Source organism: Pseudaquabacterium inlustre (assembly GCF_038066595.1).
GTDB lineage: Bacteria > Pseudomonadota > Gammaproteobacteria > Burkholderiales > Burkholderiaceae_C > Pseudaquabacterium > Pseudaquabacterium inlustre.
This window is the reverse complement of sequence record NZ_JBBUTH010000004.1, coordinates 637,233-654,972: the sequence shown is the minus strand read 5'-3', so window position 1 is coordinate 654,972 and position 17,740 is coordinate 637,233. Positions and strand designations below refer to the sequence as shown.

At 68.9% G+C, this 17,740-nt stretch carries 13 protein-coding genes; 4 read left to right on the top strand and 9 right to left on the bottom strand.

Annotated features, from left to right (window positions below; translation table 11 throughout):
- Positions 1–21 precede the first annotated feature (21 nt).
- Positions 22–3,165: an efflux RND transporter permease subunit gene (locus tag AACH10_RS10925; RefSeq protein ID WP_341410415.1), complete on the bottom strand. Its 3,144-nt coding sequence runs from the start codon at positions 3,163–3,165 to the stop codon at positions 22–24.
- A 28-nt stretch (positions 3,166–3,193) separates the two neighbouring features.
- Positions 3,194–4,312, bottom strand: a complete 1,119-nt coding sequence (locus AACH10_RS10920; protein ID WP_341410414.1) for an efflux RND transporter periplasmic adaptor subunit — start codon at positions 4,310–4,312, stop codon at positions 3,194–3,196.
- A gap of 192 nt (positions 4,313–4,504) precedes the next feature.
- On the opposite strand from AACH10_RS10920, the gene hpnC reads away from it, so the two are divergent.
- The 4 genes from hpnC to AACH10_RS10900 all read left to right on the top strand — a co-directional run bounded on the left by hpnC (position 4,505) and on the right by AACH10_RS10900 (position 8,398).
- The gene (gene hpnC, locus AACH10_RS10915; protein ID WP_341410413.1) at positions 4,505–5,371 is read left to right on the top strand and encodes a squalene synthase HpnC; all 867 of its coding nucleotides are present in this window, start codon (positions 4,505–4,507) and stop codon (positions 5,369–5,371) included.
- Positions 5,368–6,234 (top strand): presqualene diphosphate synthase HpnD, encoded by an 867-nt coding sequence (gene hpnD / locus AACH10_RS10910; protein WP_341410412.1) that lies wholly within the window; start codon positions 5,368–5,370, stop codon positions 6,232–6,234. The genes hpnC and hpnD overlap by 4 nt, the downstream gene beginning before the upstream one ends.
- Positions 6,235–6,256: 22 nt before the next feature.
- Positions 6,257–7,552 (top strand): hydroxysqualene dehydroxylase HpnE, encoded by a 1,296-nt coding sequence (gene hpnE / locus AACH10_RS10905; RefSeq protein ID WP_341410411.1) that lies wholly within the window; start codon positions 6,257–6,259, stop codon positions 7,550–7,552.
- A 75-nt stretch (positions 7,553–7,627) separates the two neighbouring features.
- Positions 7,628–8,398, top strand: a complete 771-nt coding sequence (locus AACH10_RS10900; protein ID WP_341410410.1) for an IclR family transcriptional regulator — start codon at positions 7,628–7,630, stop codon at positions 8,396–8,398.
- Positions 8,399–8,503: 105 nt separating this feature from the next.
- Here AACH10_RS10900 and pbpG read toward each other — a convergent pair whose 3' ends face one another.
- From pbpG to AACH10_RS10865, 7 genes are all read right to left on the bottom strand, one after another.
- Positions 8,504–9,538, bottom strand: coding sequence for a D-alanyl-D-alanine endopeptidase (pbpG, locus tag AACH10_RS10895; protein ID WP_341410409.1), 1,035 nt, complete (start codon positions 9,536–9,538; stop codon positions 8,504–8,506).
- A 130-nt stretch (positions 9,539–9,668) separates the two neighbouring features.
- On the bottom strand, positions 9,669–11,210 hold the full coding sequence (locus AACH10_RS10890; RefSeq protein ID WP_341410408.1) for a 2-isopropylmalate synthase: 1,542 nt from the start codon (positions 11,208–11,210) through the stop codon (positions 9,669–9,671).
- Positions 11,211–11,242: 32 nt separating this feature from the next.
- Complete coding sequence (leuA, locus tag AACH10_RS10885; RefSeq protein WP_341410460.1) at positions 11,243–12,967, bottom strand: 2-isopropylmalate synthase; 1,725 nt, start codon at positions 12,965–12,967, stop codon at positions 11,243–11,245.
- Positions 12,968–13,249: 282 nt separating this feature from the next.
- Positions 13,250–14,107, bottom strand: coding sequence for a CDP-diacylglycerol--serine O-phosphatidyltransferase (pssA, locus tag AACH10_RS10880; RefSeq protein ID WP_341410407.1), 858 nt, complete (start codon positions 14,105–14,107; stop codon positions 13,250–13,252).
- A gap of 75 nt (positions 14,108–14,182) precedes the next feature.
- Positions 14,183–15,199 (bottom strand): ketol-acid reductoisomerase, encoded by a 1,017-nt coding sequence (ilvC, locus tag AACH10_RS10875; protein ID WP_341410406.1) that lies wholly within the window; start codon positions 15,197–15,199, stop codon positions 14,183–14,185.
- Between the two features lie 35 nt (positions 15,200–15,234).
- On the bottom strand, positions 15,235–15,726 hold the full coding sequence (gene ilvN / locus AACH10_RS10870) for an acetolactate synthase small subunit (RefSeq protein WP_341410405.1): 492 nt from the start codon (positions 15,724–15,726) through the stop codon (positions 15,235–15,237).
- 173 nt (positions 15,727–15,899) lie between these two features.
- Complete coding sequence (locus AACH10_RS10865) at positions 15,900–17,696, bottom strand: acetolactate synthase 3 catalytic subunit (protein WP_341410404.1); 1,797 nt, start codon at positions 17,694–17,696, stop codon at positions 15,900–15,902.
- Positions 17,697–17,740: the final 44 nt, after the last annotated feature.

Sequence of the window (17,740 nt, the reverse complement as noted above, 5' to 3'; positions counted from 1 at the left end):
TAGCCGGGCGGCGCGCGCCTGCTACGCGGCGCCATGCTGCGGCACCGGCTGCCGCACCCGGAACCAGGCCGCATACATGGCCGGCAGCGCCAGCAGCGTGAGCGCGGTGGCCACGATCAGGCCCCCCATGATGGCCACCGCCATCGGGCCCCAGAACACGCTGCGCGTCAGCGGGATCATGGCCAGCACCGCGGCGGCGGCCGTCAGCACGATGGGCCGGAAGCGCCGCACCGCCGCCTCGACGATGGCATGCCAGGCGGGCACGCCGCGCGCGCGGTCGTGCTCGATCTGGTCGATCAGGATCACGGAGTTGCGCATGATCATGCCGCTGAGCGCGATGACGCCCAGCAGCGCGACGAAGCCGAACGGCCGGTCGAACAGCAGCAGCGCCCCCGCCACCCCGGCAATGCCCAGCGGCCCGGTCAGGAACACCAGCATGGCGCGCGAGAAGCTGTGCAGTTGCAGCATCAGCAGCGTGAAGATGATGAACAGCATGACCGGCAGACCGGCAGCGATGGAGCCCTGGCCCTTGCTGCTTTCTTCCTGCGTGCCGGCGATGCGCACCTCGTAGTCGGGCGGCAGCTGCTTGCGCAGCGATTCGAGTTGAGGCCACACGGCCTTGGTGACGGTGGGGCCCTGCACGCCGTCGATGACATCGCCCTGCACGGTGATGGCGAACTTGCGGTTCTCGCGCCACATCACGCCGGGCTCGAAGCCGAAGTCGATCTTCGCCACCTGGGTCAGCGGCACGGCCTTGCCGCTGGCCGTGGGCACGTAGGCGTTGCCCAGGTCGGTGATGGCGTTGCGCTCTTCCAGCGGCTGGCGCAGCACGATGTCCACCAGCTTGTCACCCTCTCGGTACTGGCCCACGGTGGCGCCGGAGAACACGGCCTTCGAGCCCTGGGCGATGGATTGGCTGGTGACACCCAACGCGCGCGCCTTGTCCTGGTCGATCTCGAGCCGGATGGCCTTGATCGACTCGTTCCAGTTGTCGTTGACGCCGCGCATCGACGGGTGCGCCGCCAGCACGGCGCGCACCTGGTCGGCATAGCGCCGCACCTGGGCCGCATCGGGGCCCATCACGCGGAACTGCACCGGGTAGGCCACCGGCGGGCCGTTGGGCAGCAGCTTCACGCGGCCACGGGCCTCCGGGTACTCGGTGGCGAGCAGGGCCGGCAAGGCCTTGCGCACGCGCTCGCGCACCGCCAGGTCCTTGGGCAGCAGGATCAGCTGGGCCACGTTGGTCTGCGGAAACACCTGCTCCAGCGGCAGGTAGAAGCGCGGCACGCCGCTGCCCACCCAGGTGGTCACGCTTTCCATGCCCGGCTCGGCGCGCATGCGCGCCTCCAGGCGCCGCGCCACGCCCTCGGTCTCGCGCTGCGTGCTGCCCTCGGGCAGCCACAGGTCGACCAGGATCTCGGGCCGGCTGGAATCGGGGAAGAACTGCTGCTGCACCTTGCCCATGCCAGCGATACCGGCGGCGAACAGGCCCACGGTGACGGCCAGCGTGATCCAGCGGTGCGCCACGCAGGCGTTCACCAGGCGACGGAAGCGGTTGTAGAACGGCGTGTCGAACAGTTCGTGCGCCTCACCGTCGACCTGCGGCTTGACCTTCAGCAGCCAGGCGCCCAGGTAGGGCACGAAGTACACCGACACCACCCACGAGATGACCAGCGCCGCCGACGTGACGGCAAAGATCGCGAAGGTGTATTCGCCGGTGGTCGACTTGGCCAGGCCGATGGGCAGGAAGCCGGCCGCGGTGATCAGCGTGCCGGTCAGCATGGGCATGCTGGTGACCTCGTAGGCGAAGGTGGCGGCACGCAGCTTGTCGTAGCCTTCCTCCATCTTGCGCACCATCATCTCCACGGCAATGATGGCGTCGTCGACCAGCAGGCCCAGCGCGATGATCAGCGAGCCCAGCGAGATCTTGTGCAGGCCCACGCCCCAGTAGTACATGGCCACGAAAGTGATGGCCAGCACCAGCGGGATGGTGATGGCCACCACCAGACCGGGCCGCACGTCGATGCGCAGCGGCCTGGTGTGCAGGCCCAGGCTGATGAAGCTGACCGCCAGCACCACCACCACGGCCTCGACCAGCACGCGGATGAACTCGTTGACCGAGCGCGTGACGGCGCGCGGCTGGTCCTGCACCTGGTCGAGCGTGATGCCGGCCGGCAGTTCGGTGCGGATGGCGTCGGCCTTGGCGCGCAACGCATCGCCCAGCGCCACGATGTCGCCCCCCTTGGCCATCGACACGCCCAGCGCGATCACCGGCTTGCCCTGGTGGCGCACCTTCACCGCCGGCGGGTCAATGGTGGCGCGGCGGATCTGCGCGATGACGCCCAGTTGGATCGTGCTGGCCTGGCCGGTGGCGGCATTCACGCCGCGGATCGGAAAACGCTTCAACTGCTCCACCGAGCCGAAGGCGCCGGCCACGCGCACCTGCAGGTTCTGGCTGCCGCCGTCCAGCAGGCCGGCGCCCTCCACCGCGTTCTGCGCGCTCAGTTGCGCCACCACGGCGTTCATGTCCAGGCCCAGCTGGGCCAGGCGCTTGCCGGGGATCTCGATGAAGATCTTCTCGGCCTGCACGCCGAACAGCTCGACCTTGGCGACATCGGGCACACGCAACAGCTGTGAGCGGATGTTCTCGGCGAAGACACGCAGTTCCTCGTCCGAGAAGCCATCGGCCGACAGCGCGAAGATCGACCCGTAGACATCGCCGAAGTCGTCGTTGAACAGCGGCCCGATCACGCCCTGCGGCAGCGTGCTGCGCATGTCGCCGATGCGTTTGCGCGTCTGGTACCAGGTGTTGCTCACATCCTTGGGCGGCGCGCTGTCCTTGACGTTCAGGATGGTCAGCGACTCACCGGGCTTGGTGTAGCTGCGGATGATGTCGGCATGCGGCACCTCCTGCAGCGTGCGCTCGATCTTGTCGGTGACCTGCTCGGCCATCTGCTGCGCCGTGGCACCGGGCCAATAGGCCTGGATGACCATGGCGCGGAAGGTGAACGGCGGGTCTTCGTCCTGGCCCAGCTGGAAGTAGGCGGCAAAGCCCAGCAGCATCAGCACCACCAGCAGATAGCGGGTGAGGGCCGGATGCTCCAGCGCCCAGCGCGAAACGTTGAAACGGCTGGGCTGCGCGCCCGGGGTCGGCGAGGTGCTCATGTCGGCGGCTCGGGGTGCGTCGACGCGCTCAGCGCGAGGCGGCCGGGGCGGACGGACTGGCGGCAGCGGCGGAAGCGCCAGATGCGGCAACAGCCCCCGGCTCCTGGTACCAGCGCACCTTCTGCCCCTCGTTGAGGGTGTGCACACCGGCGGTCACCACCGATTCGCCGGCCGCCAGGCCAGCACCGATCAGCACCAGGTTGCCCTCGGCGCCCGCCACCGTCACCGGCCGGGCCTGCACCTGCATGCTGGCCCGGTCAACCCGCCACACCATGGGCTGGCCACCGCGCTCGAACACCGCCTGCAGCGGCAGCTTGATCACCGCACCGGCCTTGGGCGCCGTGATGGCCACGGTGGCCGTCTGGCCCAGGCGCAGCGCGGCCTGGCCGATGTCGGCCTTGACCAGGAAGGTGCGCGTGGCGGCATCGGCGGCCGCGGCCACCTCGCGCACCGTGGCCGGCACCGGCGCATCGGCCGCACCCCAGGGCTTGAGTGCCAGCGCGCCGGGCTTGCCCAGCAGTGCACGCACGCTGTCCACGCGGTCCTCCGGCACGCTGAACACCGCGTCGCGCGGGCCGTCGTGGGCCAGGCGCAGCACCGGCGTGCCGGCCGCCAGCACAGCGCCCGGCTCAGCGTCCACGCTGGTGATCACGCCTGAGGCGCCGGCCGTCAGCACCGCGTAGCCGGCCTGGTTGTCCTGCACGCCCGCCTGGGCGCGAGCCTGCTCCAGCGCCGCGCGGCTGGCCTTGAGCGTGGTTTCGCGGCGCTCCAGTTCGGCACCGCTGATGAAGCCCTTGTCCTTCAGCTCCTTGTAGCGCTGGAAGTCGGCCTGGTTCAGCTCCACCTGCACCTGGGCGGCCTGCACGGCGGCGCGTGCGGCCTGCTGGCCCAGCGCCAGGTCTCGGGTGTCGATGCGCGCCAGCGCGCGGCCGGCCGCCACCTGGTCGCCCAGATTGACCATGCGCTCGACCAGTTTGCCCCCCACCTGGAAGCCCAGCCGCGATTCGACCCGGGCACGGATCTCGGCGGCGTACTCATGGGTCAAGCCCGCCTGGCCGGGCTGGACGGTCATCGTGCGCACCGCACGCAGCGGCGCCTCGGCCGGTGGCGGCGGGCTGCAGGCCCACAGCAGCGGCAGGGCGAGCATGGCCGGAGACAAGGCGCGAAACAGGGCGGACAACAGGGGACGCTGGGCTTGGGGCATCGCTCGACCGACGGTGCACGGGCGGCACACGTCTTTTTAATGACTGACCGGTCAGTAATGTACGTGCCCAAACTGACCTGTGTCAAACCCTGGAAGCCACGCCGCGGGCCCGCCGCGCAGCGGACAATCGGCGGCGTGAGCGTCGACCATTACGAGAACTTTCCCGTCGCCAGCTGGCTGTGCCCGCCGGCCATGCGCGCTGCGGTGGTGGCCGTCTACCATTTCGCCCGCACGGCGGACGACATTGCCGATGAGGGTGATGCGGCGCCCGACGTCCGCCGCGCCGCCCTGGCGCGCTACTGCGCTGCGCTGCATGCGGCGGCGCTGGGCACGCCCCCGGCGGCCGACTGGCCGCAGGTCTTTCAGCCGCTGGCCGCGGCCATCGCCCGCCACCGCCTGCCGCTGGCCCCGCTGAACGACCTGCTCACCGCCTTCGAGCGCGACACGCACAACCCGCGCTACCCCGACCGCACCGCCCTGCTCGACTATTGCCGCCACTCGGCCAATCCGGTGGGCCGGCTGATGCTGCACCTGGCCGGCGTGGTGGATGCGCGCTCGCTGGCCCAGTCGGATGCCGTGTGCACGGCGCTGCAATTGATCAACTTCTGGCAGGACCCCAGCCGCGACCTGCCACGCGGCCGCCACTACGTGCCCGAGGCCGACGCCCGGCGCCACGGCCTCACGCTCGATGACCTGGCCCGCCTGGCCGCCGAGGGCCGAGACAGCAGCGCCAGCCGCGCGCTGATGCGCGAACTGTGCGCCTGGGCCGGCGCGCTGATGCAGCAGGGCGCGCCGCTGGCCCTGCGTGTGCCCGGGAGGCTGGGATGGGAATTGCGCCTGGTGGTGCAAGGCGGGCTGCGCATCCTTGAGAAAATCGAGCGCATGCAGTTCTGCAGCCTGAGCCAGCGCCCGGTGCTGGGCCCCCTGGATGGCCCGGTGCTGCTGTGGCGCGCCTGGCGCATGCAATCCGCGCTGCCTGCGGCGGGAGTGGCCACGCGATGAGCGCGCCGGCCATCACCACGCCGCAGCAGTACGTGCAGGACAAGGCCGCCGCCAGCGGCTCGTCGTTCTATTACGCGTTCCTGTTCCTGCCACCGCCGCGCCGCGCCGCGATCACCGCCTTCTATGCCTTCTGCCGCGAGGTGGACGACGTGGTCGACGAGGTCAGTGACCCCGGCGTGGCCGCCACCAAGCTGGCCTGGTGGCGCCAGGAGGTGACACGCGCCTTTGCCGGGCAGCCCAGCCACCCGGTGATGCAGGCCCTGATGCCGCTGACGGCCGACTACGCCATCCGCGCAGAGCACCTGAACGCGGTGATCGAGGGCTGCGAGATGGACCTGACGCAGACCCGCTACCTGGATTTCGCCGGCCTGCGCCGCTACTGCCACCTGGTGGCCGGCGTGGTCGGCGAGGTGGCGGCGCGCATCTTCGGCCACACCGATCCCGCGACGATCGAATACGCCCACCGCCTGGGCCTCGCGCTGCAACTCACCAACATCATCCGCGACGTGGGCGACGACGCGCGCCGCGGCCGCATCTACCTGCCGGTGAGCGAACTGCAGCAGTTCGACGTGAAGGCGAACGAGATCCTGAAGCGCGAATCGCCCTGGGGCTACAGCGAGCGTTTCACCGCGCTGATGCGCTTCCAGGCCGAGCGCGCGCACCGCTGCTACGACGAGGCGCTGGCCCTGCTGCCCGAGGCCGACCGCCAGGCGCAGAAGCCGGGCCTGATGATGGCCAACATCTACCGCACGCTGCTGCGCGAGATCGAGGCCGACCACTTCCAGGTGCTGCACCAGCGCACCTCGCTGACGCCGCTGCGCAAGCTGTGGATCGCGATGTGCACGCACTGGCGTGGGCGCTGAGGCGTCGCCGGCCGCACCCGCGGTGACGACGGCACGCCGCCTGGCGGTGATCGGCGCCGGCTGGGCCGGCCTGGCTGCGGCGGTGGAAGCCACCAGCCGCGGCGCCCAGGTCACGCTGTTCGAGATGGCCCATGCCGCCGGCGGCCGCGCCCGCAGCACCGGCGGCGCGGCCATGCGCCAGGGCCAGACGCCGCGCGACAACGGCCAGCACATCCTGATCGGCGCCTACACCGAGACGCTGGCCCTGATGCGCCGCGTCGGTGCCGATCCGGCGCAACTGCTGTGGCGCGGACCGCTGGCCTTGACCACGCCGGATGGCCACGGCCTGCAACTGCCCGCCGGGCCACCCGTGCCGGCTTTCATGCGCGGCGTGCTGGCCGCCCGTGGCTGGCGCCTGCGTGACCGGCTGGCGCTGCTGCGCGTGGCCACGGGCTGGCTGCTGCGCGGCTTTCGCTGCGACGCGCACGCCACGGTGGCCGATTTGTGCGGCAGCCTGCCGCCCAGCGTGCAGCGCGACCTGATCGACCCCTTGTGCGTGGCGGCGCTGAACACGCCGATGGCCCAGGCCAGTGGCACGGTGTTTCTGCGCGTGATGCGCGACGCCCTGTTCGCCGGCCGCGGCAGCGCCGACCTGCTGCTGCCGCGCGCGCCGCTGTCCGACCTGCTGCCCACCCCCGCGCTGGCCTGGCTGGCCGCCCACGGCGCGGCGCTGCGCCTGGGCCACCGCGTGCAGATGCTGGCGCCACGCGCCGGTGGCTGGCAGGTGGATGGCGAGGCCTTCGATGCCGTGGTGCTGGCCTGCCCCGCGGGCGAAGCCGCGCGCCTGAGCGCCGAGGTGGCGCCGGCCTGGTCCGCCAGCGCGGCGGCGATGCGCCATGAGCCCATCGTCACCGCCTGGCTGCACGACCCCGCGCTGCGCCTGCCGCGGCCGATGCTGGCGTTGGCCGCCGAAGCCGAGCAACCGGCCCAGTTCGTGTTCGATCTGGGCGCGCTGGGCCTGGCCGCCGGCGAATTCGCCTTCGTCGTCAGCGGCGCCGCGCCCTGGGTGGAACGGGGGCTGCCGGCCACCGGTACCGCGGTGCTGCGCCAGGCGCGCCAGGCCTTTCCCGGCGCGTTCAATGGTGCGGACGATCTGGTGCTGACCGCCCTGGCCGCCGAACGCCGCGCCACCTTTGCCTGCACGCCGAATCTCCAGCGCCCCAGCGCCACCATCGCCCCCGGCCTGATGGCGGCGGCCGACCATGTGCAAGGCCCCTACCCGGCCACGCTGGAAGGCGCGGTGCGCGCCGGACTGTGGGCCGCACGCCAGCTCTGCTGAGCTGCACAACCCATTCCGGCACGCCGATTGCGGTTTCGCCATGCAAAAATGGCGGCAACTCTCCGAGACCCATCCATGAGCACGAAGAAAGAAGGTCAGACGCCGGCGATCCAGGTGATCGAGCGCATGTTCTCGCTGCTCGACGTGCTGGCCGCGCACCAGGACCCGGTGTCGCTGAAGGAACTGAGCGAGCGCACCGGCCTGCACCCGTCCACCGCCCACCGCATCCTCAACGACCTGGCCATCGGCCGCTATGTCGACCGCCCCGAGGCCGGCAGCTATCGCCTGGGCATGCGCCTGCTGGAAATGGGCAACCTGGTGAAGGCCCGGCTGGACGTGCGCGACGCCGCGCTGGCACCGATGCGCGAGCTGCACAAGCTCACCCACCAGCCGGTGAACCTGTCGGTGCGCCAGGGCGACGAGATCGTCTACATCGAGCGCACCTACAGCGAACGCTCGGGCATGCAGGTGGTGCGCGCCGTCGGCGGCCGCGCACCGCTGCACCTTACCTCGGTGGGCAAGCTGTTCCTGGCCCATGACGACCCGCAGCGCGTGCGCGCCTACGCCACGCGCACCGGCCTGGCGGGCCACACGCGCAACAGCATCACCGACGTCGGCCGCCTGGAGCGCGAGCTGTCGCAGCTGCGCCAGACCGGCGTGTCGCGCGACGACGAGGAACTGGAGCTGGGCGTGCGCTGCATTGCCGCCGGCATCTTCGACGACCAAGGTCGGCTGGTGGCCGGCCTGTCGGTGTCGGCGCCGGCCGACCGCATCGAGGACAGCTGGGCCGACCGCGTGAAGGCCACCGCGGCACAGATCTCGTCGGCGCTGGGCTACCGCGGCTGAGATTTCGGCCGCCGGCCCGGCAGGTCGGCGGCAAGGCCCCAGGCGCGGCCCCAAACAACAACGGCCACCTCGCGGTGGCCGTTGGCGCTTGGGCGCTGCGGACGATCAGGACGCCGGTCGGCGCGCCGCGCCGGCCTCGGCCGTGGCGTGGTCCAGCCAGCGGCGGATGCGCTCGGCGTCGCCGATGCGGGAGTACTTGCCGGTCGAATCCAGCAGCACCATGATCAGCTTGCGGCCAGCCAGCTGGGCCTGCATCACCAGGCAGCGGCCCGCCTCGGAGATGTAGCCGGTCTTCTGCAGGCCGATGTCCCAGTTGGGGCTGCGCACCAGGCCGTTGGTGGTGTGGAACTGCATCATGCGCTTGCCCACGGCCACCTGGGCTTCCTGCGAGGTGGAGAACTCACGCAGCAGCGGCACGTGGTGCGCCTCCTTGACCAGCTTGGCCAGGTCTTGCGCGCTGGACTGGTTCTGGCTGGACAGGCCGGTGGGCTCGACATAGCGCGTGTCACGCATGCCCAGGCTGTCGGCGCGCTTGTTCATCGCGGCCACCGCGGCGGCCAGGCCGCCCGGATAGTGCCGCCCCAGCGCGTTGGCCGCACGGTTCTCCGACGACATCAGCGCCAGGTGCAGCATCTCGCGGCGGGTGAGCTGCGTGCCCACGGCCAGGCGCGAACGGCTGCCCTTCTCGGTGTCGATGTCGTCCTGGGTGACGGTGAGCACCTCGTCCAGCGACTGGCGCGCCTCCACGACCACCAGGGCGGTCATCAGCTTGGTGATCGAGGCGATCGGCAGCACGGCCGACGGGTTCTTGCTGAACAGCACCTCGTTGGTGTCCTGGTCGACGACCAGGGCCACGCTGGACTTCAGATCCAGCGGGTCGTTGTTGGCATGCAGGCCCTGCATCTGGCCGAAGGACGCACGCAGCGGTGCGGCGGCGGCCACCCCGGCGGCCCCCACCAGCGCGGCGCGGCGCAGGCCCTTGCCGCCCACCACCTTGCCGGCGCGCTTGGCCGGCGCGGCGGCGGCTGCAGCGGGCGCCTTGGCGTTGGGCTTGCGCGTTTGCACACGGGCACTGGCCGGCGCCGCCAGCGAGACCGACAACACCACACCCAGCAGCAGGGACGACAAGGAAGGCTTCATGCTTGACAGGGGGAACCCAACGAAATTGTCAGAAAACTTTACGCTGGGCCGCAGTGTAGGTGAGGCCCGAAAAGCACGCAAGATCAAAAGCTTGCGTGCGTTTCTTAAAGAGCGGGCCAGCAGCCTGCCATCAACCCTGCGCGGCCACCCGGTCGGTGTTGGCATGCAGCTTGTTCAGCGCCGCCAGGTAGGCCTTGGCCGAGGCCACGACGATGTCGGGATCGGCACCCACGCCATTGACCACGCGGCCACCGAGTTGCAGGCGCACGGTGACTTCGCCCTGCGATTCTGTCGAACCGCTGGTGATCGCATTGACCGAATACAGCAGCATTTCGGCGCCGCTTTGCACCTGGCTCTCGATGGCCTTGAGGCTGGCATCCACCGGGCCGTTGCCGTCGCTGGTGGCCGTGTGCTCGGCCGGCCCGGCGGCAAACACCACCGAGGCCTGCGGGCGCTCGCCGGTCTCGGACGACTGCTTCAGCGACACCAGGCGGTAGTGCTCCTGCTCCTTGGTGACGCTCTCGTCGCTGACCAGCGCCAGGATGTCCTCGTCGAAGATCTCGGCCTTGCGGTCGGCCAGATCCTTGAAGCGGGCGAAGGCGGCGTTGATCTCGCCCTCGCTCTCGAGCTCGATGCCGAGCTCCTGCAGGCGCTGCTTGAAGGCGTTGCGGCCGCTCAGCTTGCCCAGCACGATCTTGTTGGCGCTCCAGCCCACATCCTCGGCGCGCATGATCTCGTAGGTGTCGCGCGCCTTCAGCACGCCGTCCTGGTGGATGCCCGAGGCGTGCGCGAAGGCATTGGCACCCACCACGGCCTTGTTCGGCTGCACCACGAAGCCGGTGGTCTGGCTGACCATGCGGCTGGCCGGCACGATCTGCGAGGTGTCGATGCCCACGTTCAGGCCGAAGTAGTCGCGGCGCGTCTTCACCGCCATCACCACCTCTTCGAGGCTGGTGTTGCCGGCGCGCTCGCCCAGGCCGTTGATGGTGCATTCAACCTGGCGGGCGCCGCCGATCTTCACGCCGGCCAGCGAGTTGGCCACGGCCATGCCCAGGTCGTTGTGGCAGTGCACGCTCCAGATCGCCTTGTCGCTGTTGGGCACGCGCTCGCGCAACATCTTGATGAAGTTGCCGTACAACTCGGGCACCGCGTAACCCACGGTGTCGGGCACGTTGATGGTGGTGGCGCCCTCGGCGATCACGGCTTCGAGCACGCGGCACAGGAAGTCGGGGTCGCTGCGGTAGCCGTCCTCGGGGCTGAACTCGATGTCGCCGCACAGGTTGCGGGCGAAGCGCACCGCCAGCTTGGCCTGCTCATACACCTGGTCGCGCGTCATGCGCAGCTTCTTCTCCATGTGCAGTTCGCTGGTGGCGATGAAGGTGTGGATGCGCGAGCGCGCGGCACCTTGCAGCGCCTCGGCGGCGCGGCCGATGTCGCGGTCATTGGCGCGGGCCAGCGAGCACACGGTGCTGTCCTTGATGTGGCTGGCGATCGCCTTCACGGCCTCGAAGTCACCGTTGCTGCTGGCCGCGAAGCCGGCCTCGATCACGTCCACGCGCAGGCGCTCGAGCTGGCGCGCGATGCGCAGCTTCTCGTCCTTGGTCATCGAGGCGCCGGGCGACTGTTCGCCATCGCGCAAGGTGGTGTCGAAGATGATGAGTTGGTCGGACATGGGATGTGGCTCCTTGTCGTTGTGATCGGTGTTCAGGCGTTGAAGATGTCGATGGTGGCTTGGCGGCGCGGCGCGAGCGCGATGCCCGCACGCAGCAGCCCGCTGACCACGGCCTTCATCGACGCGGTGACGATGCTCGCATCGAGCCCCACGCCGAACAGCGTGCGAGTATCAGCGATGCGCAGCTCCAGGTAGGCCACCGCTCGGGCCTGGGCGCCCTGCCCCGCGGCCAGCGGCCCGTCGGTGATGGCGTGCTCGTGCAGGTCCAGCACCTCGATGGCCACGCCGGTGGCGGCACGCAGCGCCTGCACCAGCGCATCCACCGGGCCGCGGCCCTCGCCCGTCAGGTCGATGGCGTGGCCCTGCGCCGTCAGGCGCAGGCGCACGCGACTGCGGCCGTCGGGCAGGTCGTCGATGTGCAGCCGGTCGACGCGGATGGCGTCGTCGCTCACCTGGTAGGCCTCGGCCAGCAGCTGCCAGATGTCGGCAGCCGTCAGCTCGCGGCCCTGTGCGTCCATCACCGCCTGCACCGACGAGGCGAACTCGATCTGCAGCCGCCGCGGCAGGCTCAGCCCGTACTCGGCTTCCATCAGGTAGGCGATGCCGCCCTTGCCCGACTGGCTGTTGACGCGGATCACCGCTTCGTAGCTGCGGCCGAGGTCCTTGGGGTCGATCGGCAGGTAGGGCATGTCCCAGATGTCGCCCTCGCGCCGCGCTGCGAAGGCTTTCTTGATCGCGTCCTGGTGCGAGCCCGAGAACGAGGTGTAGACCAGATCGCCGGCATAGGGGTGGCGCGGGTGTACCGGCAGCTGGTTGCAATGCTCCACGGTGCGGCGGATGGCGTCGATGTCGCTGAAGTCCAGGCCCGGGCTCACGCCCTGGGTGTAGAGGTTCAGCGCCAGGTTCACCAGGTCGACATTGCCGGTGCGCTCGCCATTGCCGAACAGGCAGCCTTCCATGCGGTCAGCGCCGGCCATCAGCGCGAACTCGGCGGCGGCAACGCCGGTGCCGCGGTCGTTGTGCGGGTGGATGGACAGGATCACCGCCTCGCGCCGCGCGATGTGGCGGTGCATCCACTCCACCATGTCCGCGAAGATGTTGGGCGTGCTGTGCTCGATGGTGGTGGGCAGGTTGATGATGCAGGGCCGCGCGGCCGTGGGCTGCCACACACCGGTGACGGCATCGACCACGCGCTTGGCGAACGGCAGTTCGGCATCCGAGAAGGTCTCGGGCGAATACTGGAAGGTCCACTGCGTGTCGGGCTGGGCGGCGGCCAGTTCCTTCACCAACTGCGCATGCTGCACGGCCAGGTCGACCACGCCGTCCTGGCTGAGCCCGAACACCACGCGGCGCATCACCGGCGCGATGGCGTTGTACAGGTGCACGATGGCCCTGGGCGCACCTTGCAGCGCCTCGAAGCTGCGGCGAATCAGTTCCTCGCGCGCGGGCGTCATGACCTGGATCGTCACGTCATCGGGGATGCGGCCCTCATCGATCAGCCGGCGCACGAAGTCGAACTCGGTCTGCGACGCAGCCGGGAAGCCGACCTCGATCTGCTTGAAGCCGATCTTCACCAGCGTCTCGAACAGGCGCAGCTTGCGCTCGCCGTCCATCGGCTCGATCAGCGCCTGGTTGCCGTCGCGCAGGTCGGTGCTCAGCCAGATCGGCGCGCGGGTCAGCACCGCATCGGGCCAGGTGCGGTCATGCAGGTGCACCGGCGGGAACGGTCGGTACTTGGCGGCAGGATTGGCGAGCAGGGTCATCGGAAAGCTCCATCGGGGTGGTGATGTCACCGCAGCGGTGGGTGGGATGAGCCCTGGAAAGCAAACGGCCCGCTGCAGCGAAGCTGGCGGGCCGTTTGTCCGGAAGGGGTGGTCTGAAACCGGGTCGTGGACGATCAGCGCGCCAGTGGCACGCCTAGTAGCAGCAGCGGGAAGTGCTGGGTGTTCGTCGACATGGGTCTGGAATGTAGCACGGGCGCTGGCCGGACTGGTCTGGCGATCAACCCCAGTGCGCGACGCCAGATCAGGCCGCGGCGCTCACTGGTGCAGGCCCTTCTCGTCGGGCTCGTCGGTGGAGGTGGCGATCACGCTGACGTGCTTGCCCTTCATGCGCCGGTACACGTACATCGCATAGCCCGACAGGCCGTAGAGCATGAACAGGCCGAACAACATGCCCGGCACATGCTGGCTGATCAGCGCCATGCCCAGTGCGATGGCCACCAGCGTGACGAAGGGCACCGACTTCTTCAGGCCGAAGTCCTTGAAGCTGTAGAACGGCACGTTGGTCACCATCGTCAGGCCGGCGTAGATGGTCAGCGTCCAGGTGGCCCACACCAGCCAGGGGATGTCCTTCACGCCTTCGCGGAAGCCGGCGTCGTCCATGATCCAGATGAAGCCGATGACCAGCGCCGCCGCCGCCGGGCTGGGCAGGCCCTGGAAGAAGCGTTTGTCGACCACGCCGATGTTGGTGTTGAAGCGCGCCAGCCGCAGCGCGGCACAGGCGCAATAGACGAAGGCCGCGGCCCAGCCGGCCTTGCCCAGGCCCTTGAGTGCCCACTCGTAGACGATCAGCGCCGGTGCGGCGCCGAAGCTGACCATGTCGGCCAGGCTGTCCATCTGCTCGCCGAAGGCGCTCTGCGTGTTGGTCATGCGCGCCACGCGGCCGTCCAGGCTGTCGAGCACCATGGCGCAGAAGATGCCGATGGCGGCCGAATCGAAGCGGCCGTTCATGGCCATCACGATGGCGTAGAAGCCGCCGAACAGCGCGGCCAAGGTGAACAGGTTGGGCAGCACATAGATGCCCTTGCGGCGCGGACGAGGCCGTGCCTCGGGCGTGTTGTCAGCGGCCTCTACGCCGTCTTGCGGCTCGAGCACGCTGTCCTGGAGTTCATTCATGCGGGAAGCATAACGCAGTGATTGCCATGAAAAAGGGCCGCACGAGGCGGCCCTTCCGGATGGCGCGAGGCGCCATCAGTTGCGGCTCTTGTCCACCAGCTTGTTGGCCTTGATCCAGGGCATCATGGCGCGCAGCTTCTCGCCCACCTGCTCGATCTGGTGATCGGCGGTCAGACGGCGGCGGCTGATCAGCGTCGGGGCGCCGGCCTTGTTCTCGAGGATGAAGGACTTGGCGTACTCGCCGGTCTGGATGTCCTTCAGGCACTGGCGCATGGCGTTCTTGGTGTCCTCGGTCACGACGCGCGGGCCGGTGACGTACTCACCGTACTCGGCGTTGTTCGAGATCGAGTAGTTCATGTTCGCGATGCCGCCTTCGTAGATCAGGTCCACGATCAGCTTCAGCTCGTGCAGGCACTCGAAGTAGGCCATCTCGGGCGCGTAGCCGGCTTCCACCAGCGTCTCGAAGCCGGCCTTGATCAGCTCGACGGTGCCGCCGCACAGCACGGCCTGCTCGCCGAACAGGTCGGTCTCGGTCTCTTCGCGGAAGTTGGTCTCGATGATGCCGGCCTTGCCGCCACCGTTGGCCGCGGCGTAGCTCAGGGCCAGATCACGCGCCTTGCCGGTCTTGTCGGCATGCACGGCGATCAGGTGCGGCACGCCGCCACCTTGCGTGTAGGTGTTGCGCACGGTGTGGCCCGGGGCCTTGGGGGCCACCATCCACACGTCGATGTCTTCGCGCGGCTGCACCTGGCCGTAGTGCACGTTGAAGCCGTGGGCGAAGGCCAGCGAGGCGCCGGGCTTGATGTTCGGCGCCACTTCCTTGTCGTACACGCCGGCGATCTGCTCGTCGGGCAGCAGGATCATGACCACGTCGGCGCTCTTCACCGCGTCGGCGATCTCGGCCACCTTCAGGCCGGCCTTCTCGGCCTTGGCCCAGCTGGCGCCACCCTTGCGCAGACCGACGGTGACCTTCACGCCGCTGTCGTTCAGGTTCTGCGCGTGGGCGTGGCCCTGCGAGCCGTAGCCGATGATGGTGACGTTCTTGCCCTTGATCAGGCTCAGATCGGCGTCCTTGTCGTAGTAGACCTTCATGGGGTTCTCCAATGAGTTTTCTGGCGGGAGAGAGGTTAGACGCGGAGAATCCGCTCGCCGCGACCGATCCCGCTGGTGCCGGTGCGCACGGTTTCGAGGATCGCCGTGCGGTCGATGGCCTCGATGAACGCGTCGAGCTTGCCGGCATCGCCGGTCAGCTCGATCGTGTAGCTCTTTTCAGTGACGTCGATGATGCGGCCGCGGAAGATGTCGGCCATGCGCTTCATCTCCTCGCGCTCCTTGCCCACCGCGCGCACCTTGATCAGCATGAGCTCGCGCTCGGTGTAGCTGCCTTCGGTCAGGTCGACCACCTTCACCACCTCGATCAGGCGGTTCAGGTGCTTGGTGATCTGCTCGATCACCTCGTCGGAGCCGGTCGTGACGATGGTCATGCGCGACAGCGACGGATCTTCCGTCGGCGCCACCGTCAGGCTCTCGATGTTGTAGCCGCGGGCGGAGAACAGCGCCACCACGCGCGACAGGGCGCCCGGCTCGTTCTCGAGCAGCACGGCGATGATGTGTTTCATGCTTCGTCCTTGCAGCGCGGTTCTTCAGACCGGCGCCGGTAAGCGCCGGCCCTTGGCCGCACCATCAAAAAAGCGTTGAGAAAAGGGATTGGGCTGCGAACGCGTGCGCGCCTGCGCGGACCGCCTGCCGCAGCCGCCGCGGTAACGGCAGCTGCCCGGCAGCCCTCAGGCGCTCACAGGTCTTCCGAGCCCAGCAGCATCTCGGTGATGCCCTTGCCGGCCTGCACCATCGGCCAGACGTTCTCGGTCGGGTCGGTGCGCACATCGAGGAAGACGGTCCGATCCTTCAGGCGGATCATCTCCTTGAGCGCCGGCTCCACATCGGACGGCTTCTCGATCTTCAGGCCCACGTGGCCATAGGCCTCGGCGAGCTTGACGAAATCAGGCAGCGCATCCATGTAGCTGTGCGAGTAGCGGCCCTCGTAGTCGAGTTCCTGCCACTGCCGCACCATGCCCAGGTACCGGTTGTTCAAGGCGATGATCTTGACCGGCGTCTTGTACTGGTTGCAGGTACTCAGCTCCTGGATGCACATCTGGATCGAGCCTTCGCCGGTGATGCAGAACACATCGCTGTCGGGCTTGGCCAGCTTGATGCCCATGGCGTACGGCAGGCCCACGCCCATCGTGCCCAGGCCACCGCTGTTGATCCAGCGCCGCGGCTCCTCGAACGGGAAGAACTGCGCCGCCCACATCTGGTGCTGGCCCACGTCGCTGGTGACGTAGACATCCGTGCCCTTGGTCAGGCGCGCCAGGGTCTCGACCACGTACTGCGGCTTGATGACCTCGTCGCTCTTGCGGTAGGACAGGCACTCGCGCTTGCGCCAGTCGTTCACCTGCTTCCACCACGCGGCCAGGGCCTGGTTATCCGGCTTGGCCTGGGTTTCCTTCAGGTGGGCGATCATCTCCTGCAACACCTCCTTGGTGTCGCCGACGATCGGGATGTCGACCTTCACGCGCTTGGAGATCGACGAGGGGTCGATGTCCACGTGGATGATCTTGCGCTCCACCGAGGCGAAGTGCTTGGGGTTGCCGATCACACGATCATCGAAGCGCGCGCCCACGGCCAGCAGCACGTCGCAGTGCTGCATGGTCATGTTGGCCTCGTAGGTGCCGTGCATGCCCAGCATGCCCAGGAACTTGGGATCGCTGGCCGGCGTGGCGCCCAGGCCCATCAGCGTGTTGGTGCACGGAAAGCCCAGCAGGTCGGCCAGCTCGCGCAGCTCGGCCGCCGCGTTGCCCAGGATCACGCCACCGCCGGTGTAGATGTACGGCCGCTTGGCCGACAGCAGCAGCAGCATGGCCTTGCGGATCTGACCGCCATGGCCCTTCTTCACCGGGTTGTACGAGCGCATTTCCACGCGCTCGGGGTAGTGGAAGGCCGTGGTCTTCAGCGACACGTCCTTCGGGATGTCCACCACCACGGGGCCGGGACGGCCGGTGCGGGCGATGTGGAAGGCCTTCTTGATCGTGCTGGCCAGATCGCGCACGTCCTTGACCAGGAAGTTGTGCTTGACGATGGGGCGCGTGATGCCCACCGTGTCGCATTCCTGGAAGGCGTCGAGGCCGATCGCCGGCGTGGGCACCTGGCCGGTGATCACCACCATCGGGATCGAGTCCATGTAGGCGGTGGCGATGCCGGTGACGGCATTGGTCACGCCCGGGCCGCTGGTGACCAGGGCCACGCCCACCTCGCCGGTGGCGCGGGCATAGCCGTCGGCAGCGTGCACGGCCGCCTGCTCATGGCGCACCAGCACGTGCTGGATGGTGTCCTGCTTGTACAGCGCGTCGTAGATGTACAGGACCGACCCACCCGGGTAGCCCCACATGTACTTGACGTTCTCTGCCTGCAGGCAGCGAACCAGGATTTCCGAGCCGTTGATCTCGGGGTGCTGGGAGGAGGAAGAGGGGGAGATTTGCGGTTGTGCCGAACCCGTGGTGGCACGCTTGACTTCCGCGGCAGACATGTCCATTTCGAACCTTTGTGAATTTCTCTGACGAAAAACCATCGGTGCCC